Here is a 23,909-nt window from a genome sequence, read left to right as displayed (position 1 = left end):
ATCATGGTGGACTAAGCTATTCCAAAATATGAATTTGTTCGGATTTGAGTGCCACCGTAGTTTGCATCCCCTTAGTAAGAGCAAGCTTTTGGGCAAAATGCAGCGAAACTTCGGTGTTAAGTTGTAATGGGGTGCCAGTGACGTAGCAGATAAGCCGAACAGATTCGCCCATCACTAGCATAGCGTCGATCGTGACATCTAATTTATTAAAACTGCGGCATAAACGCCCTTTGGATATCGAATTAAAACGAATACCTTGATTGGGGATAACCCAACGGACTCGACTTCCAACAGGGCGATCTTTGCCATAGTCGCAGGCAATTAGCTGCTCGCCAAATTTAAGCCAAGTGAGATTTTTAGTGCAGTCTTGAAATACCACTTCACCATCAAAAATATTTCTTAGCCCCATCTGCCTAGCCACAGCTTCATTTCGTGGCCGCGACAATACCTCGAAAGGTGCACCTTGCTGTAGCATCTTGCCTTGGCTGATCAAAATCATCGAATCAGCCAGCAGCAAGGCTTCATTTAAGTCATGGGTGACCATAATCACTGGGCAGAGTAACTGCTCTTTGAGGCGCGCAAGCTCAAGGTATAAACGCTCGCGAGTTTCCCTGTCCACCGCAGAAAAAGGCTCATCCAGCAACAAAACCGACGGTTCACGGGCAAGCGCTCTCGCTAAGGCGACGCGCTGGCGCTGGCCGCCCGATAAATGCGCCGGTAATCTATCGGGTAATCCCTGTAGATTGACCCGTTCGAGCCAATCTTTCGCACGCGGAATGCGCTCCGCCTTGGGAATATGATCCAGCCCGGCGACTACATTTTCTAAGGCAGTGAGATTCGGAAATAGCCCAAAATGCTGCGGCATATAACCGATATGGCGTTGCTGCGGGCTTAAGGCGATACGCGCTTTATCATCAAACCAAGGTCGATCGCCAAAGTGGATTTGTCCCGTATCGGGATGATTCAACCCAGCGATCATCCGTAGTAGCGTGGTTTTTCCACCGCCAGATGGCCCGACTACAGCAAGTACTTCACCCGCTTTACAGCGGAAATCGGCGTTGAGTTTAATGTGTTTGTGATTTTGGATCTGACACTGCAGATCAGCGATGATTTGCGCCACGCTGACCTCCTAAACGCCGCGATAGACTGGTTGTTAGTGCTAACGCCGTCACGGCAAACAGCAATAAGACTAATGACATAGTGCCAGCGGCATTAAAATCGAATGATTGCACACTGTCATAAATTGCAATCGAAATCGTCTTAGTCTCGCCAGCAATATTGCCGCCCATCATCAGCACAACGCCAAACTCCCCAAGCACATGGGAGAAGCACAGAACGAATGCCGTTAACACACCCGGCCACACCATAGGCAATTCAATTTTAAGTAAAATTTTAAGTCGACTCATGCCGCAACAAGCGGCTGCGTCGCGAACATCATTCGGCACAGCTTCGAAGGCGCGTTGTATCGGCTGCACAGCGAAGGGAATATTGACTAAAACGGAGGCGATAACCAGACCTGAAAAGTGAAACACGAGTTGCTGACCCATGACTTGCTCAATCCATTGTCCGAGCCAACTTTGACTGCCAAGCCCCACCAGCAAGTAATAACCAATCACAGTTGGCGGTAATACTAAGGGCACCATGATCAGCGCTTCGACCCAAGATTTGCCGACAAATTGACGATAGGCTAATGCCCGTCCAGCCAAAATAGCTAAAGGAATCAACACTAAAACTGTGATGCCACTCAGCTTGACCGATAACCAAAGTGCCTGCCAATCCATCATGGTTGCTCTGGCAATGAAAAACCATAATCGGCCAAAACACGACGAGCACTATCGGCTCTTAAATAATCGTAAAAATGCTGAGCTGTTTCACCCGCCTTGGCCATTAATGCCATACGCTGAAACAGTGAACTATGCATTTTTGCTGGCACTATGGCGTAATCACTATGTTTGGCAAAAGTAGGAGACATAGCTAAAGAGAGCGCAATAATCCCGCCCTGGGTTGAACCACTAATCGCAAACTGCCCTGCTTGGGACACATTTTCCCCGAGGATCAATTTAGGTTGAATCGCATCCCACAACTGCACAAACTGCAATGCTTCTTTGGCCTTTTCGCCATAGGGAGCGTGATCAGGATTAGCAATAGCAAAACGGGTAATTTTTCCTGCAGCGAGTGCTTCGGCTAACCCCTTAAGTTCAGGATCAACGGACAAACGACCTATTTTAGGTACAACAATAGCGAGTTGCCCTTGGGCATAAAGCACGCCAGCATCGCGGGCAACGCCAGCACTATGCAATTGCTGAATATATTTTTCATCCGCAGATAAAAATAATTCATAGGGCGCACCATTTTGGATTTGAGTAGCAAAATTGCCCGATGACCCATAGGATATTTTTACTTTTAGCCCAGTTTCATTGGTAAATTTTTGGCTAATATCATCGAGGGCAAAACGTAAATCAGAGGCAGCGGCAATTGCGGGAATCGCTGTATTATCCGCCGCTCGACTGCTAGATGGCACGACCGCCAAGCACCAGAGTAATGCAAAAACACAGGTATGAAAGAAACGGGTCAAACTCTGCATTGGGTCACCTTAGTGCAATATTCGCGCGGGTCTTAAACTGGCAAGCGGCGTTGTGACTACGAGTATCTCTGCCACGCGACTAGTCTTTGTGTTGCCATAGCTTAGCCGCTTGTTCATCGGCATCTTTCGCTTCAACCCAACTTTTACCTTGCTCGCCCGCTTCTAATTTCCAGAATGGCGCTTTGGTTTTTAAAAAGTCGATTAAGAATTCACAAGCAGCAAAAGCGGCCTTGCGATGGGCGCTGGTTACGCCGATAAACACAATCTGCTCACCCAGAGCCATAGTACCGACACGGTGAATAACCGTCACTTTATTGAGCGGCCAACGGCTACGCGCCTCGGCAACGATTTGTTCTAGCACGGCTTCGGTCATGCCAGGATAGTGCTCTAAGGTTAAGTCTGTCACCGCGGCGCCATCGTTAAAATCACGCACTTTGCCGACGAAGGTGACTACGGCACCATCGCTATCATCTTGTGCGAGCTGGCGATATTCGTCAGCCACACTAAAATCGACCTCTTGAACTCGAACTGCGGCTAATAAGCGCATATTAACCTCCGGTAACGGGTGGGAAAAAGGCGACTTCATCACCATCGTTTACAGGCGTATCCCATTGGCTAATGGTCTGATTTACCGCCACCAGCAATTTGTCAGAGCTTAATACTTTGCCCCATTTATCGTCGGTGGCAGCCAGCGTCGCACGTAATGCTTCGGCAGTTTGTGTCTGCTCGCTCGCCTCAAGGCTTAATTTAGCTGTACCCAATAATTCTCGAACTTGAGCAAAAAACAACACGTTAATCATAGTCTTCTCTCGTTTTTGATCCGCTAAACCTTAAAATGTCCCGACTTGCCGCCACGCTTTTCCAACAGACGGACTTGGGAGATCACCATATCTTTTTGCACGGCTTTACACATATCGTAGATAGTTAATGCCGCCACTGAAGCTGCAGTTAACGCTTCCATCTCTACGCCCGTTTTGCCGGATAACTTGCACAGGCTAGTAATACGCACGCGGTTATGTTCAGGTTGTGCCTCTAAATCAACTTCAACCTTAGTCAGCATTAGCGGATGGCAGAGAGGGATAAGGTCTGAGGTTTTTTTCGCGGCTTGAATGCCCGCAATACGCGCGGTCGCAAACACATCACCCTTGTGGTGGCTGCCACTCATGATCATCTCAAGTGTCGTGCTTGCCATCTCGATAAAAGCTTCTGCACGGGCTTCACGCTCGGTAACAGCTTTTTCAGTGACATCGACCATGTGGGCATTGCCATCGGCATTAATATGGGTAAATACATTGCTCATTGGAGCGATCCTTTAATTAAGGTCAAAACAGGGTACAAGGGAAATTTTGCTTGTACTCGCGCTAAATTGGCTATGGCAACAGACCTAAAACCTAGTCTAGCCGCCAATAGAGGCAAGATGCTGAGTGACACCTGTGATGCCTTGATGCAAGTAATGGGTTTCTTTCTTCTGGGCTAATTGACCGTGCAGACGCTCAATTAATTCCGCTTGCTGGTTAGAATGCTGTAGCAGATCACGTAAATCGACACCGGATTCCGTAAAGAGGCACAAGTGCAATTTACCCTTAGCAGATACCCGTAAACGGTTACAGGTAGCACAAAAATTATTGGCATAGGGCATGATCAAGCCGATACGGCCCTGATAATCGCTGCGGCTGAAATTTTGGGCTGGACCATCGGAGGCACTTGGCGTATCTAATTGCCAGCCATCTGCCAGTAACTGTGCTTTGATGTCGGCGCCCGCTAGGTGATGGGCTTCAAAATACTCACGACCAAGACCCGTTTCCATCAGCTCGATAAAACGCAGGTCGATTGGCGTGTGTTTAATCCAGTGTAAAAAACGTGGCAAATCTTTATCGTTTAAACCTTTAAGCAGTACGGCATTGATTTTTACTCGCTCGAAACCTGCTGACAAGGCGGCATCAATCCCCCGCATCACTTCATCAAACTTATTTTCGCCGGTGATCTGGTAAAACATTTTGGGATCTAAACTATCCACGGACACATTGATACGACGCAAGCCAGCATCGAACCATTCTTTGGCATGCTTTTCGAGTCGATATCCATTAGTGGTCGTCGCAATAGTATGAATGCGCGGGTTATCAGCGACGACACGAATGATGTCGGTAAAGTCTTTACGCAGGGTAGGTTCACCGCCTGTAATGCGGATTTTTTGGGTGCCGACTTGGCTAAATGCGGAGACTAAGTTTTCTATCTCATTGAGAGATAAGAATTTTGGTTTACCTTCAGGATGATAACCATCAGGGAGGCAGTAACTGCATTTGAAGTTACAAACGTCAGTGACTGACATCCGTAAATAGTGAAATTTTCGACCAAAGCTGTCTTGTAATTGAGACATGATCACCTTTCCAAGTGTGGGAGGTGAGAGCATTTCTTATCCCACCCCGGTGGCATTATTACCACGGCTACACCTCCATATCTTTCGACTTAGGCAGGCAAGCTCGGAGAACCGTCGTCGGTGATTATAGGCCGAAAGTACTCACTAGCTATACCCCTAAACAGGTATTTATTAACCTAGATCACGCTAGCGTGAATAATCTGTGACAGTCCTCACCTAAACATTTGTATTGAATTAGACTAAACAGCAGCTTAATCCACTGTGACCTTATCTTATTTTCAGGTAAGGTGGTGCAAGCAATAAAACGCCCGTTTACAAACTACAACACTCGATAAAAATCGGGGAAACATGAAGGAAGAGGTGAACTGATGGAACGCGAATCAATGGAATTCGATGTTGTTATCGTCGGTGCTGGTCCAGCTGGCTTGGCCACGGCATGTCGATTAATGCAAATATCACAGGATTCAGGTAAAGAAATTACCGTCTGTGTGGTAGAAAAAGGCTCAGAAGTGGGCGCGCATATTCTGTCAGGCGCAGTGTTCGAGACAAAAGTGCTAGACGAGCTATTCAGCGACTGGCGCGAAAAAGATGCTCCAATAAAAACCGCTGTCACCCACGACGAAATTTACCTACTCAGCTCAGCCACCGACGGCAGAGTCATGCCTAATGCTTTTGTGCCAAAAACCATGCACAACGACGGCAATTTTATTATCAGCGTCGGTAATCTGTCCCGCTGGCTTGCCAATCGCGCAGAAGAACTTGGTGTCGAAATATTCCCCGGCTTTGCCGCCAGTGAACTGCTATTTAACGCCGATAACAGCGTTAAAGGTATTTTGATTGGCGATATGGGAGTGGGTGCCGATGGCGAACCCAAAGACAGCTTTATGCCTGGCATGGAGTTGCACGCTAAATATACCGTTTTCTCCGAGGGTTGCCGCGGCCACTTAGGCAAGCAACTTATCGAAAAATACCATTTAGATAATGGTAAAACTCCACAGCATTACGGTTTAGGCTTCAAAGAAATTTGGAAAGTCCCCGCCGAGCAACACGAACAAGGCAAAGTCGTTCACACAGGTGGCTGGCCATTAACCGAGGGCGCATCGGGCGGCGGCTTCCTTTATCACATGGAAGATAACCAAATTGCGGTCGGCCTTATTATTGATTTGAACTACAAAAATCCGCATCTGAGCCCATTTGACGAATTCCAGCGCTATAAAACCCACCCTGTGATTGCTAAGTATTTAACGGGTGGCGAACGCCTCAGTTACGGCGCCCGCGCGATTACTAAAGGCGGCTTAAACTCGCTACCTAAGATGAGTTTTCCTGGCGGTCTTATCATAGGCTGCAACGCGGGTACGTTGAACTTTGCGAAAATCAAAGGCACTCACACTGCGATGAAGAGCGGAATTGTTGCAGCAGAAACCTTAGGTAAAGCCATGATGGCTGGGGTTGAAGGCGGTAAAGATCTCGACTGTTACCAAACCCACCTTGAAGAAAGCTGGCTATACGAAGAATTGCATAAATCCCGCAACTTTGGTCCAGCAATGCACAAATTTGGTACCTATTTAGGCGGCGCATTCAACTATATAGATCAAAACTGGTTTGGCGGAAAGTTCCCTATCACACTGCGTGATGAGCACCCAGACTATGCGCAAATGGCACCTGTGAGCGCTTACAGCAAGATTGATTATCCAAAACCCGATGGCAAGCTTAGCTTCGATAAACTGTCCTCAGTGTATCTGTCGAGCACTTATCATGAGGAAGATCAGCCCTGCCATTTACGTCTCAAGGACAGCAGCATTCCACTGGGCATTAACTTGACTCAGTTTAATGAGCCAGCACAGCGTTACTGCCCAGCAGGCGTGTATGAAATCGTCGAAGAGGCGGGTCAACCCAAGTTTGTAATCAATGCGCAAAACTGCATTCATTGCAAAACCTGCGACATAAAAGATCCGAGCCAAAACATCACTTGGGTTACACCGGAAGGCGGTGGTGGTCCAAACTACCCCAACATGTAACATTTGGATGATAAATGTAAATAATGGCGCTCAATGGAGCGCCTTTTTTTTCACCTTTTACACGAATAGTTCACTTTTTTTGCTTGCCCTTACTCGCGACATTGGCCACAATTGCCACACAAAAAAGAGTTCGTTTTCAATCACCATCTCATTTCCATCTATACTCTACATAATTAGATCTACAGCAAGACCAACAGGTTAGGCCAAATAAGTGTTCTATACGCTGTTTTATTCGGCAACCGGCCTAGACTAAGGTTAACTTTTCACATTTCTGTCCGATAATCTTTTACCGTACAAGAGTGCGTTGACCGATAACTCAAAATAGTCCAACACAGGCATATTGATATTTATGATATTTAATAACCTCACCATTAAGCAGAAAATTCTGTTAACAGTGACATTTGCAGTACTGTTGTCGACCATACTCGTCGGCGTATTAAGCCAACGTAGCGCGAAAAATGTCGTACAACAAAGGATGTTAGGTTCGGAATTACCGAGCTTAATGATGCAAATTCGCAATAAGATCGATCTCGACATTTCCACTTTAATGAATGCTGCAGAACAATTGGCCAGTAGCCGCATGTTACTGCAATGGCTCGAAGACGGTAGACCGCAGGCCCAAGAAACCCAAGTCGTAGCCCAACTCAAAGACATCACTCGTCAGTATAAGCTAGCGCAAGCCTCCTACGCCGACAGACAAACTGCCGCCTACTACACTCAAGATGGTTTTCTGCGAGTGCTCACTCCTGCGCAGGATGGCTGGTTTTTTGGTTACCGAGACAGTGGCCAAGAACGTATGTTGAACGTATTTACTGAGGCCAACGGCGAAGTCAAACTCTTCATCAACTACCAACAACCCAATGGTCGCGGCTTAGTCGGGCTTGCTAAATCACTCGATGACATGGTGCGTTTGCTGAGCTCGTTTAAGATTGAAGAAACCGGTTTAGTCTACTTAGTGGATGCTAAAGGTGAGGTAAAACTCCACCCAGATACGAGCCAAATTGGTAAGAGCAGCCTAAGCAACTTATACAAGGATGCGAGTTCAAGCTCATTATTAAACCGCAGTGATTTCAATCTGATCAATACCAAAATCAATGGCGAAAACATGCTGGTCGCCAGTAGTTATATCGCATCTATGGATTGGTACTTAGTCGCACAGGTGCCAGAGGCCGAAGTATTCGCACTATTAACCGAAGCGGCTTATCAGATCTTAATCTGGACGCTAATAATTGCAGCGGGCTTTATTGTACTCGCCATCGTGGTGGCAGGTTCAGTGAGTCGTCCAATCGCCCAAGTTGCCGCCATGTTCCACGACATAGGCGAAGGTGAAGGTGACTTACGCCAACGTCTACCAGTCAATGGTGAAGATGAAATTGCACAGCTCGCTAAAGGATTTAACAGCTTTATCAGTAAGATCCAAGATTCGGTCATCGAAGTGGCACAAACCAGCGAACAGCTCGGTTTCTCGGCTAAGGATGTGTCGAATCAGGCACAGCAAACCTTAGAAGACAGCCACGAGCAGAAAGATCGCACTATGATGGTGGTAACGGCCATTAATGAAATGGGCGCGACGGTTAACGAAATTGCCAGTAATGCCGCCCAAGCTGCGGTTGCCGCCAGAGATGCAGATACTGAAGCCAGCAGCGGCCAAGTTGTGGTAACCCGTGCCCGCGATACCATTAACCAATTGTCAAAAGACGTTGGCCAAGTGGGTGAAGTGATTGAGTCCCTCGCGACCCACACTAAATCCATCGGTGGTATTTTAGATGTGATCCGCGCAATCTCTGAGCAAACTAACTTGTTAGCACTTAACGCGGCCATTGAAGCTGCACGTGCCGGCGAAGCTGGACGCGGATTTGCTGTCGTGGCCGATGAAGTACGTAACTTAGCCTCACGCACCGCGGCATCAACCAATGAAGTGCAAGGCATGATCGACAAACTGCAATCGGAAGCCAGCCGCGCGGTTAATGCGATGGCCCAGAGTCGTACCCGCTCCCACGAAGGCGTTGTGGCCGTTGATGAAGCCAGCAAATCGTTAATTGGCATTAGCGATCGCATTGGTCTTATCAGCGACATGAATATCCAAGTTGCTGCGGCAACGGAAGAACAATCCACAGTTGTGGAGGACATCAACCGTAACGTCACTGAAATCAATGACATTACTCAACGTACTGCCAATACTGCACAAGCGGCGGCACAGGCGAGTTTAGCCTTGAATCAACTGTCACACCGCTTAGATACCTTAGTGGCCAAGTTTAAGGTGTAAAACCTTAAAACTTACGCCATAAAAAACGCCTTAGATGTTTCCATCTAAGGCGTTTTTCTTTAATTCGCAGAGGTAATTAATCCATAGCAATAAATTTAATCGTTAATGGATAGCGATACACTTTACCTTCACTGGCCTTAATAATCGCCAGCACAGTGCACACCAAATCGAATATGCCGAGTATGGCTAAAAAGATGAAACCAATGCCGACCAAAGCTAATACGCCACTGATGATCACATAAATCAACAGGCTCAATTTAAAGTTCAAACAACTACGGCCACATTGATCGACAAATGCGGACTCTTCACGCTTCATCAGCCAAATGATCAAAGGACCAAGAATAGAGCCCAACGGCACTAGGTATCCAATAAAACTTGAGGCGTATACCAGTAAGCCAAAATCTTTATCACTTTTTGTAACGGGTTCAATCATAGGTCATCCCTGTTTTATCATTTTGAATATAAAGCCTTATTTTCCACTCGGCCCATATAAACGCATTTGCCAATCTTCTACTGTCTGTAATGCTAAGCGGCGTTGTAGGCTATTAACCCAACTCAGCGCTAATCCCTCGCAGGAAGCTAAACGATCATAGGCACTGGCATTAAACGTTGGCGAGAAATAGAGTGACATGGCCTCGGCAACACTGATATCAGTACGACGCTCAACTAATTCAATCCTATCGTTTAACTGAATAATCCCTGGGGTTAAGATTCTATAAAACCAACCACATAATTGGCTTTGCTGCATAGCGAGGGCGAATTCTCTGTGGCCAAATTGCAGATTCAATTTAAAACAAGGTGAACGCGGCTGAGTCACTTGCACTTTTACTGCGCCAATTTGCAAGATATCGCCAATATTGACTTGAGTTTCGTTCAGTCCAACTGTGCTAATGTTCTCTCCCATGCTGGGCGCATCTTCGAGCTGGGTGATTAAGTCCCAACGACGATATTGGCCGTAGTGCTCGCGGGGGAAATGATGTAGGACGCGATCAAGGCCGCCATGGTGTTTTGGATCGGCCTGCGCGTCCCCTTCAACATGGTCGATATGCACTAACAGTTGTTGAGCCGCTTGCTTACCATCAATCCCCGTAGCAACACCGGACATTTCTTGAAGATGAGTTCCTAAGTACAATCCAGACAATTTATTAATCAACAACTTTGACATCTGCAACTCCAAATCAATGACCTATCGCGCATTACTGTCAGAGTGTAAACCGCGATACGCCAATAACACAATCAACCCGCGCCATAACCCACAAAGGTAGGCTAAACATTGCTGCCAAGAAGAACCGAGTAGAGTCTATGAATGATTTAACACCACTTGATTTCGGCCCGCTTCTTTTGCCTGATACAAGGCCAGATCGGCACGTTTGATAAGGTCCTCTGCGGGCTCTTGCACTTGATGCTCAGCAACACCAATACTGGCAGTAATAGAAATGTGTAATCCATTCACTTTAATTTCCCGCTGGGAAATGAGGTCACGGATCTGTTCTGCCAGTTCTGCCGCTCGAGATAAATCCATCTCAGGGAGTAAAATTAAAAACTCCTCACCGCCCCAGCGACATAAAATATCCTGTTGTTGTAGTAAGCCACGCAGCATATTAGTCATGGTTTTTAATACTAAGTCACCAATCCCATGCCCATAACTGTCGTTCACTTTTTTAAAGTGATCGATATCCAGCAAGAGTATTGAAATCGGCGATTGTGTCAGCTTAGCTTTATCTAACGCCAGCCTAAAGTACTCATCAAACACCTGACGGTTAGCGGCGCCAGTGAGCTTATCGGTAGACGCCATAATTTCTAGTTTGCGCTGATAACGACCTAAGGTCATGTTTGAGATGAATAAAATACCTAGAGTCACCATTAGGCTTAACGCCAAATTACCCCAAAACGTATTTAACAGTTCCCGCTCTTGTGGCGCATCCTCCTGCTCAACAATTAAATACCACTTAAACTCAGGAACTAAGCGACTATTGAGATAAACCGTTTTCCCATTTTTCTGATAGCTGAAGGCGGCACTTGGGCTGGTTAAAATACGCGTAGCCAAATTATCAAGCCCTACGTTCGTTTGCAGCGAATCCGTACCGTCATATTGATCGCCATGCAAAGTGACATTACCTTGCCGGTCGGTAAAGAACACTCGGCGGTTATAACGCTTTTGATATAACTCAATTAAGGCTTTAACCTTTTCAACCGCCAACCCCACACCAGTAACACCAATGAATTTTCCTTCAAAATCAAAAACCTTATAATTCACAAATACGGTTGTCTTACTGCGGTCAGCCGTATCGGCATCAATATTGACCTCATAATGCTCAGATTCAGGTAAAGAACGCACTCGAAAATACCAAGCATCGTCAGGCTCTACATCTTGGATTTGTTTTAAAATGCCCGTGGAATGGTAATAATTTCGACTTTTCTCAGACACAAAAAAGCTAGTGACAGTACCGTATTTTTCTTGGATTTCCTTAAGGTAACGAATGAGTTTTTCGGGCTCTTGCTCATGACTTAAGGTCCAATCCCGAACAAAGGTATCCTGCGCCATCAAGGATGAAATAAAGATGGGTCGTAACAAATCCTGTTGAATTTCTGAATAAATATTGTCACTTGTGAGCGGTAAGGTATTGCTCTCTATTTGTTGGCTCAGTGAATCATGGGCCACTTTGTAACTGATACCGCTGGTCACTAAAAAGGCGACCAAAAGCAAAACAGACAGAAGCCAAATAAATTTATTTTTATCATTCCAAGCGTTATTGCCCATTCTCAACTCCAAAGACTACAGAACACCTTGAGTGGCTTATTATTTTAATTTAACGATAACTATTTTAGTTGAATAAATGTTAACGCAATTGCGCCATGGCCGCACAAGATTTCTGTCGTATTGGCGTTCTACGATGGAATAACTTTATTTTGAGCAAAAAAATGCCTCGTTGGGGAAACGAGGCAAAAACATACTAACCAATAAATGGGAGAAAAGTACAAGAAAACGTTAAGGGACAAGCTATGCGCCACAAGACATACTCTAGCAAGGACGTATGACAAAAAGATGACTCAAACTGCTCACCCGCAGATTTTCATGCGATTTGCTTCGCCTCTAAATACTGTTTTAGTGCCTCACCCGGAATAGAACTATCAGTTGCCACCGCAAATGCCGCCCAAATCGCCCCTTCTGCCATGGCCTCAGTAATCGACTGGCCGATGCAGAGACTGTGGATCAACCCTGACGCATAGGCATCACCCGCGCCAGTGGTATCAACAACTGTGGCAGGGATAGCGGCAACATGCTGCACTTGATCGTGCGTGTAAACCTTAGCCCCATTGATACCATCGGTGACAATAAAGTAACGCAGACAATCGCCGCCAATGCTTTTGCCATATTCCCAAGATGCGCCATCACAACGCCCCTGAATATCACTCATGGAGGCCAATAAAATATGACAAGGTCTCTGTCTGTCGTCCTTGGCTAATTGCGCGACCACAAGACAATGTTCTAAAGCTGTTTTTGCCCAGCTGACAGAGCCTTCTGCGGAAGTATTAAAATACAGCGCGTCCCATGGCTGCCATTTCGGCGGTACAGATAATTCAAATATGGGTCTTTGTGGCCGAATAATGGTGCGCTCGCCATCTGGCGTCATTACAAGCAGCATTTCGCATGTATTGCCGGCACGGCGCTGCACTAAACGACAATCGAGCCCTTGAGTACTGGCTTCTGCAATGAGCCAATCCCCCATGTCATCACGGCCCACTTGACTCACCAGCGCGACGCTATGCCCTGCCCAGACTAAACCTAATCCGGTATTTGCCCCACCGCCGCCGAGCCTTTGGCCGCCATCTTGATAATGGAAACGTCCACCTGTTTTTAAAGGTTTATCAAGCAGTAAGATCCGATCACAGTTGAGATTGGCAACTAACAGAATATTAGCCATTACACGGCTCCAAAGGGCAAAAAAGCATCAAGGCCAGAAGATAAAAACAAAGAAATATCAATCTAGAGCAAAATGCTCACAGGCACAATCCAATCATCAAGATAGAAACATTATAAGGATATGGCAGCGCCTTGATGTAAGCATTTGTCCCGAAGAAGATGAGGAAAAAAGTTATCCACTCATACGGTATAATATAGCTATTAACTCTAACACTTTGTTTAAAATCGATTTATAGAAAAGATAACGTCTCAGAACAACATGAAGCGTAACCATTTTGAAGCCGACTCGATTAATTATCAGTAGACATAGTTAAAATGCATGCTGGATACATATATTAAATTTATGAATGGAATCAAACGCTATGCTAATGGAAATATGGGATACCGCCGAAGAAAAATCTGAGCAGCTACGCCGTTATCAGCTCTGTATAGAAGAATTTAATGAATTGAATTTTCACGATGTTTATATTGCAGAAATTAAACAAGAATACCAACAACTTGCTGAACAAGTAAAAGTGCAGTCAACCTCGGATCCCGAGTGCTAACTGCACTTTGCCATCTAGTTACTCACGATAAACCTTCAATTACTTTATTGGCGTCAATGGTGATAAAGACGCAAATTGTACTGCTAATGTCCAATCTGTAATGACCATATCTGAAGGCTGCCAACTGTCATCAACCCACTCATAAACCAAGCCAGGGTTTTCCTCTGCGTTGACTAACAAACGCCGTCCATCTTGCAACACAAGCGTATAATCGAGCCCCTGCGCATCGACACTTTCAATGTCCCCCAAGACATTGTGCTTAATGGCCGAAATAGTTCCGGTTGCCTTAACGGCATCGTTTTCCTTTGCACCGCTGTAAAACTTTAACGCCTCGTTTGCGGCAGTCTTGTGAAAAACAAACTCCTCAGTCACACCCACTACGATCGACGGATCAAGCTCATACCAGGCGGGTATCCATAATGCGTTAATTGTCATCCCGTTATATCCTGCATAATAATTTTACGGACGGGATCATTCTGCCTTAACCCCGACAGAGAAAATACTCTTCAGGGATAAAATAATTTTAATCCCTGTAAGGAGTAGCATCACTAAATTGAGCGCATCACTTTCTTTGTAAGATAATCCCAAACCAAAGGGTCATACCTGAGATGCTTTAAGCTCCAGCACTGATGTTGGACTCAATTGGGCTTTCTGTTAGTTTGTAAAACACTTTGCCTCAAACCGACACATTAAGCTGACAAAGTGATCCTGAGCTCAGTAATCGCGTATAGAGTCACACACGATAGATTAATCTTCCCATGCTTGCACCGCAGGCCGATAAATACGGAGTTTACTTGTCTATGGATAAGCCCATAACGCAACCCCCTCAAACCCTTAAGCTCATTGGTGAAACTGAGGCCGGAAAGCGTCAAGAGCTTAAGCAATACTTTAATCAGACATGGGCTTTATACGAGTCTCTGTATGATTTGATCCAAGAAGATAGCGCCTATTACCTCAAAGCCGAGCCGCTGCGCCATCCGTTAATCTTTTACTTTGGCCATACGGCCACTTTCTATATCAACAAACTCAAACTCGGTAAATTTCTCGATGAACGGGTAAACGACAACTTCGAATCCATGTTCGCCATTGGTGTCGATGAGATGTCTTGGGATGATTTGAACGAACAACATTATCCGTGGCCGGATGTGGCAGAGGTGCGAAGCTATCGCCAACAAGTTAATGCTGTCGTCAATCGTGTTATCGATGAAATGCCTCTAGCGTTACCTATCACTCAAAATAGTCCAGCTTGGATCATTTTGATGGGCATTGAACATGAGCGTATTCATTTAGAAACCTCATCGGCGATCATACGCCAACTGCCGCTGGAATATGTCGCACCCAACCACCTCTGGCCTGCGTGCCAAGACACCGCCCCTGCCGAGGCCAACAGTTTATTGGCTGTAAAAGGGCAAAAAGTGACCTTAGGCAAAACTGAACAAGACCAAACCTACGGTTGGGACAATGAATACGGCCATAAAATATTTAACGTTAACGACTTTAAGGCTGCTAAATTCTTAGTCTCGAATCAAGAGTATCTCGCATTCGTCGAGGCTGGCGGCTATCGCTCACCCCAATTTTGGAATGAAGAAGGCCAAGCTTGGCTTGCCTATACCCAAGCACAAATGCCGCGTTTTTGGCGCTTAAGACAAGATAAATGGTGGCAACGTAACTTAGCAGAAGAAATCCCGCTGCCATTAAACTGGCCTGTTGAAGTGAATCAGCTCGAAGCTAAGGCCTTCTGTAATTGGAAAGCCGAACAAAAGCAAAGCAATATACGTCTATTAACTGAAGCTGAGTGGTACATCTTACGCGAGAATGTGCCCGCCGATGCGCCCGATTGGCATGAAGTGCCGGGCAATATTGCTTTGGCTTATTACGCCTCTTCTTGCCCAGTGAATCGCTTCGAACATAATGGCTTTTTCGATATTGTCGGTAATGTTTGGCAATGGACAGAAACCGCAATCGACGGTTTTGACGGCTTCGCCGTACACCCACTTTATGATGATTTCTCCACCCCAACCTTCGATGGCAAACATAATCTCATCAAAGGCGGATCGTGGATCTCTACGGGTAATGAGGCAATTGCTTCATCACGCTATGCGTTTCGTCGACATTTTTATCAACACGCGGGCTTTCGCTATGTGGAATCCCCCCAAAATCCAGCTCAAATGGCCGAGGTCAATGTATACGAAACGGATGAACTGATTTCCCAATACCTTGAATTCCACTATGGCACCGAATATTTCGGGGTGGCTAACTTCTGCGTCAATGGTGTGCAGCAAGCGCTGAGTGAAATTCAATTGACTCATACAGCTAAAGCCCTCGATATCGGCTGCTCCGTTGGTCGCGCGAGTTTCGAGCTGGCAAAAGTGTTTGATCATGTTGATGGTATCGACTTCTCGGCGCGCTTTATTCAACAGGCCTATGCGCTGACAGAACAAGGTGAAAAACGTTACACCATACGTACCGAAGGCGACTTACAGGAATTTAAGAGTGCGAGTCTCGCGAAACTGGGATATGAGCTTGAGGCGAAAAAGGTCAACTTTATGCAAGGTGATGCCTGTAATTTAAAGCCCATCTACACAGGTTATGATTTGGTTTATGCCTCAAATCTTATCGACAGGTTGAACGAGCCTAAACACTTTTTAACCAGTATTGCCCAGCGGATTAATCAAGGTGGATACCTTGTGATTGCCTCGCCATACACTTGGCTTGAAGATTATACGCCCAAGGATAAATGGTTAGGTGGCGTTAAAGTCAAAGGAGAGAACTTCACCACCTTAGATGGTTTGACCGAAACCTTGATCGGCCAATTTGAGCTGGTCGCAGTGAAGGAAATCCCCTTCGTGATCCGCGAGACTAAACGTAAATTCCAACATTCCATCTCAGAAATGACAATTTGGCGTAAACGTTAATGCCCACTCATGGGATAACCAACTGAAGTCCTGATAAAAATATCCGCCAGAAATCCATTTCTGGCGGATGTGTAACATCCAGCTCAGTCACATTTACAGCACCAACTAAGGTGAGAACACTGTAAATGCAGCGAAAAATATCTACACCTTAAACTGTGCCGTTGTTAAACCAAGCTGATTTGCTAACCCCAACAGACTCCGCGTACTCGCGGCCACTTGGCTGATAGCAGCACTATTTTCCTCCGCCGCCACGCTTAAGCCCGCAATCCCCTGCGCAATCGTCGCCGAAACCGTTGTTTGTTCTTCCGCAGCGGTTGCGGTTTGAATCATTAATGCCTTTAAGGTTTCTAAGCGCAAAGCAATATCATCCACCGCGGTCTGCATTCCATCGGCATCTTCTGCGGTTTTAGAGGCTTCAGTGGAACAAGTCACACTATGCAACGCCAGCACACCTGACTGTTGCTGAATACCTTTTAACACTTGCCCAATATCCTGAGTTGCTAACTGAACCTTCACCGCTAACTGACGCACCTCATCGGCAACCACAGCAAATCCACGACCATGCTCGCCAGCTCTCGCTGCTTCAATCGCCGCATTAAGAGACAAGAGATTAGTTTGTTCCGCAATCGCATTTATCACAGCCAATACTGAGCCGATTTTCTGACTATCCGCCTCAAGACTGCCCACCTGTTGATGAATAGTTGCAAAACTGCTCAAGGTCACTTTTAAGCTTTTACGAGTACTGGCCAAGTTTTGCGAAAGAATTTCACTCGAATGGGTACAGGCGGACACTTCATCGGAGGATCTCATCGTATTCGTGCTGATTTCAGCTGCGGCATAGCTCATTTCTTCAACTGCAGTAGCCAACATATCGGTTTCTTTGGCCTGCATCTGAATACTGCAATCGGCTTGTGTCATAGCGGCAGAGTTTTGTTCGGCGGCAGATTCAAGTTCATGCCCAACGCCCACCAGCTGACTGATGATTTCTTTGAGCTTAGTTTGCATCCGCGCCAACCAACTCATCAGGTGATTATCCGTTTGAACATGCGGTAAATTATGAGTTAAATCGCCAGAGGCGATCATACTGGTCAAGTTACACATGTCCTCAGGCTCACCGCCGAGCGGCTTTAATACAAACCCTGTAACTAACTTAGCGGCAGCGAATGCCAACACTAAGGCTGCTGCACAAACAGATAAACCGATAAACATCATACGGTAGGCGGGAGCAGCAATTTCACTCACATCAATTTCAGCCATCAAACCCCAACGTAAACCGAGCTCAACGACAGGAGAATAAGCGGATAAAACGGGATTATTGTTATAGTCATTCACTTGCATCACACCCGATTTACCAGCCAGCGCCTCCTTTACCGCCAGCGTATCAACACCATTCTGAGCTACCGTTCCCGCAAACGAAGCCGTAACAGTGCGATTAATGGGATCGAGAAAAGAATCAGAACGCATACGATTATTTGGGCCAATAAGATAAGTTTCACCACTTTGCCCCATACCCTCACGAATTTGCATAACTCTGTTGATGCGATCGATTGATACTTGAGCCGCCACCACCAATCTTTGCTGATTGAACTGAATCGACTGGCCAATAAATGCCGCAGGTTGACCATTTGAAGGCGCGTATGCGGAGAAATCTTGTAGTAATACTGTGCCCGCCGATCCCAATGCCTTATTGAATAACTGTGCTAATCCCGAATCATGGAAGGGCCCAGTACGCAAATTGGTGCCGAAATCAGACTCCTTCGCCACTGTATATAAAACGGTGCCATCGTCACTAATAATAAATAGGTCATAAAAACCGAGGGATTTATTTAATGACTGCAAGGTTTGATCTATGTCAGTAAGTGTATCGAGACTTTTTTGGCTGGCAATTACGGCGCTGACGGCCTGCAGGTTATCGGAAAAGTCCTGAAACATACCAACAATCTGCCGTTGCTTGATCTCACGAACAGCCACTAAACGAGACTGAGCCTCGGCAAACAATTCATCTCGAGCAATGTAAGTCACTATTGCGGTGGCAAATATGAGGGGTAATAGGACAATCAATAAACTGATAAGCTGAATTTTACGAGTAAAACCCATGGTGAGACTCCTTGTCACGCGTCGAATTCCATTCCTTCAATCTTTGCAGAATCAAACCTGCCTTAAAACTATAGGAGAAGAATCTCAGCTAAACAAAGCGGTGCCGACTATTTTCATCAAAAGTTCACTAAAATTCCGACAACTCATTATTTTTAAGTAGAAAAATGATTAATAACTTTAAATGACAACCACGCCATACCGACCATTTCAAACAAAATGATATAGTGGGAAATAAGCAATAAACCGAACGTTAGCATCAACTTATATTGAATGCGCACATCCATGCGACAAATGATGCATTGAAATTTATCAAATATGCATATAAATTCATCTCAAGCCAATTTATAGAGGATTAATAATGAGTTTACTCGAGCAAGTGTCAGTATCTAAAAAAGCCAACATCTACTTTGATGGCAAAGTGGCTAGCCGTAGCGTATTTTTTGCCGATGGCAGCAAGCAAACCTTAGGTGTTGTATTACCAGGGGAATATGAGTTCTCAACCTCCCAAGGTGAAATCATGGAAGTGACTAGCGGCCGTTTTGAGGTGTTACTTCCAGAAACAACGACTTGGCAAGAATTTAGCGAAGGCACTCAGTTTGAGCTGGCTGCAAATGTTAGCTTTAAAATTCGTAACACAGCCATTGCCGAATATTGCTGTAGCTATCTCTAGTCATCTCGATTAAGTGACAGTGCGATTAATATTTCATATCAATCGTTAATCGAACACTCACAGTGACGGTTTATCTCAGCACTGTGAGTATGTTGTCCTACCGAACCATTTCACCATCAGAATGCCTTATCCATCTGACATTTATCAATTTGGCAATTTTATTAAGCTGGCTCAAGGCAGCGTAAAACTCACAAGGTAAAGCATACTAAATCGAATGTGTTGAAATCGTCGATAAAAACAACACTAGACGACCGGTCTAATTTGATTTATCCTAACCCCCATGAAAATTGAAACTCAATCCACTCGCCAGCATATTCTCGACATCGGCTACAAGCTGATCGTACGCAAAGGCTTCTCCAGCGTCGGCTTATCCCTACTGCTGCAGGCGGCCGAAGTGCCAAAAGGCTCGTTTTATCACTACTTCAAATCCAAAGAACAATTTGGCGAAGCGCTTATTACTGATTATTTTGAAAAATATCAATTAGATTTAGACGCATTATTCAATGACTCAACACTGACAGGCCATCAACGCTTGATGCAATACTGGCAACAATGGTTGCACGTACAAGCCGATGGCTGCGTAGATCAAAAGTGTCTGGTCGTGAAACTCAGCGCCGAAGTGGCCGATTTATCCGAAGCCATGCGTGTTGCCTTACTTAAAGGCTCCGCCGGCATCATAGAGAGGTTAACGACTTGCGTTCAAGTGGGCATAACAGATAGATCAATCGCCCTGCAAGATCCGCAATCAACCGCTGAAATGTTGTATCACATGTGGTTAGGCGCCAGCTTAATGAACAAGTTGGGCCACAGCCCTGCGGCACTCGAACGTGCACTCGTGACGACTAAAGCCATTTTAACGCCTAAAACGGCCCTTTAACCTAATACCGACTCAAAACTAATATTTGCTGATATCGATCAGCCCAGATTTTTAAAGAATACATTTTCACGCCCCGAAATTAGACGACTGGTCTACTAATTTAACGGGCTATTAATTAATGCAGCTCAATTAACGCTGCTCATTTAAAGTAATAATAGGAATAACATCATCCATGCTAAATTTTAACTATTACAACCCGACCCGCATCCGTTTTGGTAAAGACACTATCGCCGAAATTGATTCCCTAGTACCGAGCGATGCTAAAGTGATGATCCTCTTTGGCGGCAGCAGTGCTAGAAAAACAGGCACGTTAGACGAAGTTAAACAATCATTGGGTAATCGTTTCGTTGTCGAGTTCGATGGCATTGAGCCAAACCCAACCTATGAAACCTTAATGAAAGCCGTCGCCCAAGTGCGTGAGCAGAATATCGACTTCCTCCTCGCGGTTGGCGGTGGTTCGGTTATCGATGGCACTAAATTTGTTGCCGCTGCAGCGGTATTCGAAGGTGAACCTTGGGACATTCTCACTAGCTGGGGCGCCAATGTGACTCAAGCTATGCCTTTTGGCTCAGTCTTAACCTTACCTGCGACGGGTTCCGAAATGAACAACGCCAGCGTAGTGACCCGTAAATCACTACAGGCTAAACTGCCATTCCGTAATGATTTGGTTTATCCACAATTCTCAATACTTGATCCGACGAAAACCTTCACTCTGCCAGAACGCCAAGTGGCCAACGGTGTTGTCGATGCTTTTGTACATATCACAGAGCAATACCTCACTTACCCAGTTAACGCCGCCGTACAGGACAGATTTGCCGAAGGTCTGTTACAAACCTTGATTGAGCTTGGTCCACAGGTACTAGTTCAACCCGAAGACTACGACATTCGCGCGAACTTAATGTGGGTTGCCACTATGGCACTCAACGGCACAATTGGCGTCGGCGTTCCCCACGACTGGGCAACCCATATGATTGGCCATGAACTAACTGCACTTTACGATATCGACCATGCGCGCACATTGGCAATCATACTGCCTGCCCTGCTGCAATGTACAAAAGAGGCTAAACGCGACAAGTTACTCCAGTACGCCGACCGTGTGTGGCACATCAACACAGGTACAGATGACGAGCGTATCGACGCCGCTATCGCAAAAACCAAGGCTTTCTTCGAAGCCATGGGCATACCGACACATTTATCTGCCTATGATCTCGATGCCAGCCACGTTGATGCTGTAGTGAAACAGCTTGAACTGCACGGCATGGTGGCACTAGGCGAACATGGCAATATTGACCCAACCATGAGCCGTGACATTTTGACCTTAGCCCTATAACGTCAAATGAACTAAACCCAAAGCTCACACATATTGATGTGAGCAACTTAGGTAATGGTATGAAAATGAATATATTAATGGTAATCACGTCACACGATAAACTCGGTGATACGGGTTTAAAAACCGGCTTTTGGCTAGAAGAATTCGCCTCACCTTTTTATGTTTTTAAAGATAAAGGTTTTGACATTACCTTAGCCTCGCCACTGGGCGGTCAACCACCACTCGATCCAAAAAGTGATGAGCCAGACTTTCAGACCGAAGCTACTGCGCGCTTTAGCAAAGATCCTGAGGCTCAAGCACTGCTAGCGAATACCACTCGCTTAAGTGAAATCAATGCAGCCGATTATGATGCGATTTTTTATCCGGGCGGCCACGGTCCACTGTGGGATCTTGCCGAAGATAAACATTCTATCGTCTTGATTGAACAGTTTTATCAAGCCAATAAACCCCTAGGGCTCGTATGTCATGCGCCTGCTGCATTGCTGCACCCTAAAACCAGTGATGGCAAGCCATTGGTCGGCGGCAAGCGTGTTACCGGTTTCAGCAACTCTGAAGAAGAAACCGTGCAACTCACTCATGTCGTGCCATTTTTGGTTGAAGACATGCTGAAGAAAAATGGTGGCAATTATGTCAAAGGTGATGACTGGACAAGCTTTGTCGTCGCAGATGGCCATTTGATCACAGGCCAAAATCCGGGATCATCCGAAGCCGTAGCCGAAACCATAGTTGCGCAATTGAACGCGAGAGGCTAAGCGATAAATACGCGACGCTCAGCTTGAAATGAACAAAGACAGGCGCACAAGTGTGCTAAATGCGTTAAAAAGAGCTGTCGCACCATAATGGTGCGACAGCCAAAATGTACTCTCAGTGTCCAAAGGAAAGCCCATGATCACCTTGCACCATCTCAATAAATCACGCTCTAAACGTATCATCTGGTTGCTAGAGGAACTCGGTCAACCCTATGAAATTAAGAGTTATCAACGTGATAGCCAGACTTTTCTCGCGCCACCCGAACTTAAGCAAATTCATCCGTTAGGCAAATCACCCGTTATCGAAATGGACGGTCAAGTGATAGCAGAATCGGGTGCGATCACCGAATATCTGATTGAAAAATATGCGGCGGATACCTTAGCCCCCGCCAGAGACAGCGCAGACTATGTCAGTTATCTGCAATGGCTACACTTTGCCGAAAGCTCAGCCATGCTGCCTTTGTTACTGCGTATGTTCGTGCAAAAGGACGGTTGTAAAACCAATTTCCTTGAAGGTTATGCGGCGATAGAAGTCAGTAAGATAAGCCATTACTTCAATGATATGTTGGCCGATAAAACCTATCTTGTTGCAGACAAGCTCACGGGTGCGGATATCATGATGTCCTTCGTGGTAGAGCTACTGGCGAACAGTGGCGATCTCGCGAAATTTGAACACATTGAACGCTATGCCACTCAATTATCCCAACATACCGCTTGGGTTAAAGCGAGTGAGATCGAGAAACAACTCGACGCAAGCGTGTAATTGATGGATAGAATTCGGGCACATGTTAGTGCCCGAGCTTAACCCACTTTAACTAACCCCTGTTTCTGCCTCCCCATTTTCTGTCGACTTTATACCTTCTCTGTGGTGACATCCTTAACCACTTAGCGCAACAAACACCATGATTTTTGATGTAAAACAGACTAATCTTGATTAACTCTCTCTCAAGGCTACAGGGACTTTAGCATGCGTTCACTCACACTCATCGGCTTAGTGCTATTTAGCATGTTAGCGCAAGCGACGGTTTATAAATGGGTCGATAAAGATGGTAAAGTCCATTACTCAGATGAGCCGCAGCCAAATGCCCAAATCGTTGAGCTAAAAGAGAAGACCTTAAATCAAATTGCCCTTCCCCTACCTAAAACAGACTCAAATAACGCAAACCAAGCAATTGAATCTATTCAATATCAAGTCAATATTACCTCTCCGACCGAAGAGGAAACCGTCAGAGATAACAATGGCGATTTCGACGTCGTTGCGACTATCACCCCAGAGCTAAAAAGTCAGTATTTGATGGCCCTAAAGCTCGATGGCAACCCCATTGGTCAGCCGCAAATTGGCGGTACCTTCAAACTCAAAAACATCGACCGAGGTGAACATACCTTAGTCGTTGACGCTTTGACTCAAAACGGCAAAGTCTTTGCATCAAGTTCACCAAGAAAGATATTTCTTCATCAAGCAGCTAAGCGTTAATGTCACTATTTGTATAGTAAAAGTTAGTATAAAAACTTTAAATACATGAAGTTAGATTAACTCCTCATGACTAAACCGTTTG

The 23,909-nt window shown here is 45.7% G+C and carries 23 protein-coding genes and 1 riboswitch; of the genes, 10 read left to right on the top strand and 13 right to left on the bottom strand.

Going from position 1 to position 23,909, the window contains the following annotated elements; translation table 11 throughout:
- Positions 1-16: 16 nt before the first annotated feature.
- From KFE26_RS09525 to moaA, 7 genes are all read right to left on the bottom strand, one after another.
- A complete protein-coding gene (locus KFE26_RS09525; RefSeq protein ID WP_212600245.1) occupies positions 17-1,120 on the bottom strand; it encodes an ABC transporter ATP-binding protein in 1,104 nt (367 codons plus the stop codon).
- Positions 1,101-1,781: a molybdate ABC transporter permease subunit gene (gene modB, locus KFE26_RS09520; RefSeq protein ID WP_212600303.1), complete on the bottom strand. Its 681-nt coding sequence runs from the start codon at positions 1,779-1,781 to the stop codon at positions 1,101-1,103. The genes KFE26_RS09525 and modB overlap by 20 nt, the downstream gene beginning before the upstream one ends.
- On the bottom strand, positions 1,781-2,584 hold the full coding sequence (gene modA, locus KFE26_RS09515) for a molybdate ABC transporter substrate-binding protein (RefSeq protein WP_212600244.1): 804 nt from the start codon (positions 2,582-2,584) through the stop codon (positions 1,781-1,783). The genes modB and modA overlap by 1 nt, the downstream gene beginning before the upstream one ends.
- Before the next feature lie 79 nt (positions 2,585-2,663).
- Positions 2,664-3,131: a molybdopterin synthase catalytic subunit MoaE gene (moaE, locus tag KFE26_RS09510; protein WP_212600243.1), complete on the bottom strand. Its 468-nt coding sequence runs from the start codon at positions 3,129-3,131 to the stop codon at positions 2,664-2,666.
- Position 3,132: 1 nt separating this feature from the next.
- Entirely contained in the window at positions 3,133-3,384 is a 252-nt protein-coding gene (gene moaD / locus KFE26_RS09505) for a molybdopterin synthase sulfur carrier subunit (RefSeq protein ID WP_212600242.1), read from the bottom strand.
- Between the two features lie 23 nt (positions 3,385-3,407).
- The gene (moaC, locus tag KFE26_RS09500) at positions 3,408-3,839 is read right to left on the bottom strand and encodes a cyclic pyranopterin monophosphate synthase MoaC (protein ID WP_409437984.1); all 432 of its coding nucleotides are present in this window, start codon (positions 3,837-3,839) and stop codon (positions 3,408-3,410) included.
- 141 nt (positions 3,840-3,980) lie between these two features.
- Positions 3,981-4,961 carry a GTP 3',8-cyclase MoaA gene (moaA, locus tag KFE26_RS09495; RefSeq protein WP_105251082.1) on the bottom strand — a complete coding sequence of 327 codons (981 nt, stop codon included), beginning with the start codon at positions 4,959-4,961 and terminating at the stop codon, positions 3,981-3,983.
- A riboswitch (molybdenum cofactor riboswitch) is annotated at positions 4,949-5,082 on the bottom strand. (Overlaps the previous gene by 13 nt.)
- A gap of 247 nt (positions 5,083-5,329) precedes the next feature.
- On the opposite strand from moaA, the gene KFE26_RS09490 reads away from it, so the two are divergent.
- Together KFE26_RS09490 and KFE26_RS09485 are read left to right on the top strand one after the other, a co-directional pair.
- Positions 5,330-6,979 (top strand): electron transfer flavoprotein-ubiquinone oxidoreductase, encoded by a 1,650-nt coding sequence (locus KFE26_RS09490; RefSeq protein WP_105251081.1) that lies wholly within the window; start codon positions 5,330-5,332, stop codon positions 6,977-6,979.
- Between the two features lie 349 nt (positions 6,980-7,328).
- On the top strand, positions 7,329-9,245 hold the full coding sequence (locus KFE26_RS09485; protein WP_212600241.1) for a methyl-accepting chemotaxis protein: 1,917 nt from the start codon (positions 7,329-7,331) through the stop codon (positions 9,243-9,245).
- Positions 9,246-9,321: 76 nt separating this feature from the next.
- Here the strand turns inward: KFE26_RS09485 and KFE26_RS09480 are convergent, their stop codons facing one another.
- The 4 genes from KFE26_RS09480 to KFE26_RS09465 form a co-directional block, all read right to left on the bottom strand.
- Positions 9,322-9,678 carry a DUF4870 domain-containing protein gene (locus KFE26_RS09480; RefSeq protein WP_105251079.1) on the bottom strand — a complete coding sequence of 119 codons (357 nt, stop codon included), beginning with the start codon at positions 9,676-9,678 and terminating at the stop codon, positions 9,322-9,324.
- A gap of 36 nt (positions 9,679-9,714) precedes the next feature.
- Positions 9,715-10,410 carry an MOSC domain-containing protein gene (locus KFE26_RS09475; protein WP_198572493.1) on the bottom strand — a complete coding sequence of 232 codons (696 nt, stop codon included), beginning with the start codon at positions 10,408-10,410 and terminating at the stop codon, positions 9,715-9,717.
- 135 nt (positions 10,411-10,545) lie between these two features.
- A complete protein-coding gene (locus KFE26_RS09470; protein WP_212600240.1) occupies positions 10,546-12,006 on the bottom strand; it encodes a diguanylate cyclase in 1,461 nt (486 codons plus the stop codon).
- A gap of 313 nt (positions 12,007-12,319) precedes the next feature.
- Positions 12,320-13,171 carry a PfkB family carbohydrate kinase gene (locus KFE26_RS09465; RefSeq protein ID WP_212600239.1) on the bottom strand — a complete coding sequence of 284 codons (852 nt, stop codon included), beginning with the start codon at positions 13,169-13,171 and terminating at the stop codon, positions 12,320-12,322.
- 361 nt (positions 13,172-13,532) lie between these two features.
- On the opposite strand from KFE26_RS09465, the gene KFE26_RS09460 reads away from it, so the two are divergent.
- On the top strand, positions 13,533-13,715 hold the full coding sequence (locus KFE26_RS09460) for a hypothetical protein (RefSeq protein ID WP_212600238.1): 183 nt from the start codon (positions 13,533-13,535) through the stop codon (positions 13,713-13,715).
- A 39-nt stretch (positions 13,716-13,754) separates the two neighbouring features.
- Here the strand turns inward: KFE26_RS09460 and KFE26_RS09455 are convergent, their stop codons facing one another.
- The gene (locus KFE26_RS09455; protein ID WP_105251074.1) at positions 13,755-14,150 is read right to left on the bottom strand and encodes a hypothetical protein; all 396 of its coding nucleotides are present in this window, start codon (positions 14,148-14,150) and stop codon (positions 13,755-13,757) included.
- Between the two features lie 365 nt (positions 14,151-14,515).
- On the opposite strand from KFE26_RS09455, the gene ovoA reads away from it, so the two are divergent.
- On the top strand, positions 14,516-16,630 hold the full coding sequence (ovoA, locus tag KFE26_RS09450; RefSeq protein ID WP_212600237.1) for a 5-histidylcysteine sulfoxide synthase: 2,115 nt from the start codon (positions 14,516-14,518) through the stop codon (positions 16,628-16,630).
- Between the two features lie 141 nt (positions 16,631-16,771).
- Here ovoA and KFE26_RS09445 read toward each other — a convergent pair whose 3' ends face one another.
- Entirely contained in the window at positions 16,772-18,727 is a 1,956-nt protein-coding gene (locus tag KFE26_RS09445) for a methyl-accepting chemotaxis protein (RefSeq protein ID WP_105251072.1), read from the bottom strand.
- 358 nt (positions 18,728-19,085) lie between these two features.
- On the opposite strand from KFE26_RS09445, the gene KFE26_RS09440 reads away from it, so the two are divergent.
- The 6 genes from KFE26_RS09440 (at position 19,086) to KFE26_RS09415 (ending at position 23,827) form a co-directional block, all read left to right on the top strand.
- A complete protein-coding gene (locus KFE26_RS09440) occupies positions 19,086-19,397 on the top strand; it encodes a pyrimidine/purine nucleoside phosphorylase (protein ID WP_063884943.1) in 312 nt (103 codons plus the stop codon).
- Positions 19,398-19,677: 280 nt separating this feature from the next.
- On the top strand, positions 19,678-20,274 hold the full coding sequence (locus KFE26_RS09435; RefSeq protein WP_212600236.1) for a TetR/AcrR family transcriptional regulator: 597 nt from the start codon (positions 19,678-19,680) through the stop codon (positions 20,272-20,274).
- A gap of 172 nt (positions 20,275-20,446) precedes the next feature.
- The gene (locus KFE26_RS09430) at positions 20,447-21,604 is read left to right on the top strand and encodes an iron-containing alcohol dehydrogenase (RefSeq protein WP_212600235.1); all 1,158 of its coding nucleotides are present in this window, start codon (positions 20,447-20,449) and stop codon (positions 21,602-21,604) included.
- 59 nt (positions 21,605-21,663) lie between these two features.
- Positions 21,664-22,356 carry a type 1 glutamine amidotransferase domain-containing protein gene (locus KFE26_RS09425; RefSeq protein WP_212600234.1) on the top strand — a complete coding sequence of 231 codons (693 nt, stop codon included), beginning with the start codon at positions 21,664-21,666 and terminating at the stop codon, positions 22,354-22,356.
- Between the two features lie 133 nt (positions 22,357-22,489).
- Positions 22,490-23,116, top strand: a complete 627-nt coding sequence (locus KFE26_RS09420) for a glutathione S-transferase family protein (RefSeq protein WP_212600233.1) — start codon at positions 22,490-22,492, stop codon at positions 23,114-23,116.
- 204 nt (positions 23,117-23,320) lie between these two features.
- Entirely contained in the window at positions 23,321-23,827 is a 507-nt protein-coding gene (locus KFE26_RS09415; RefSeq protein WP_212600232.1) for a DUF4124 domain-containing protein, read from the top strand.
- Positions 23,828-23,909: the final 82 nt, after the last annotated feature.

The sequence above is a fragment of the Shewanella sp. M16 genome, assembly GCF_018224605.1.
GTDB classification, from domain to species: Bacteria; Pseudomonadota; Gammaproteobacteria; order Enterobacterales; family Shewanellaceae; genus Shewanella; species Shewanella oncorhynchi.
The sequence above is the reverse complement of the archived record's forward strand: the minus strand, read 5'-3'. Positions and strand labels throughout refer to the sequence as shown.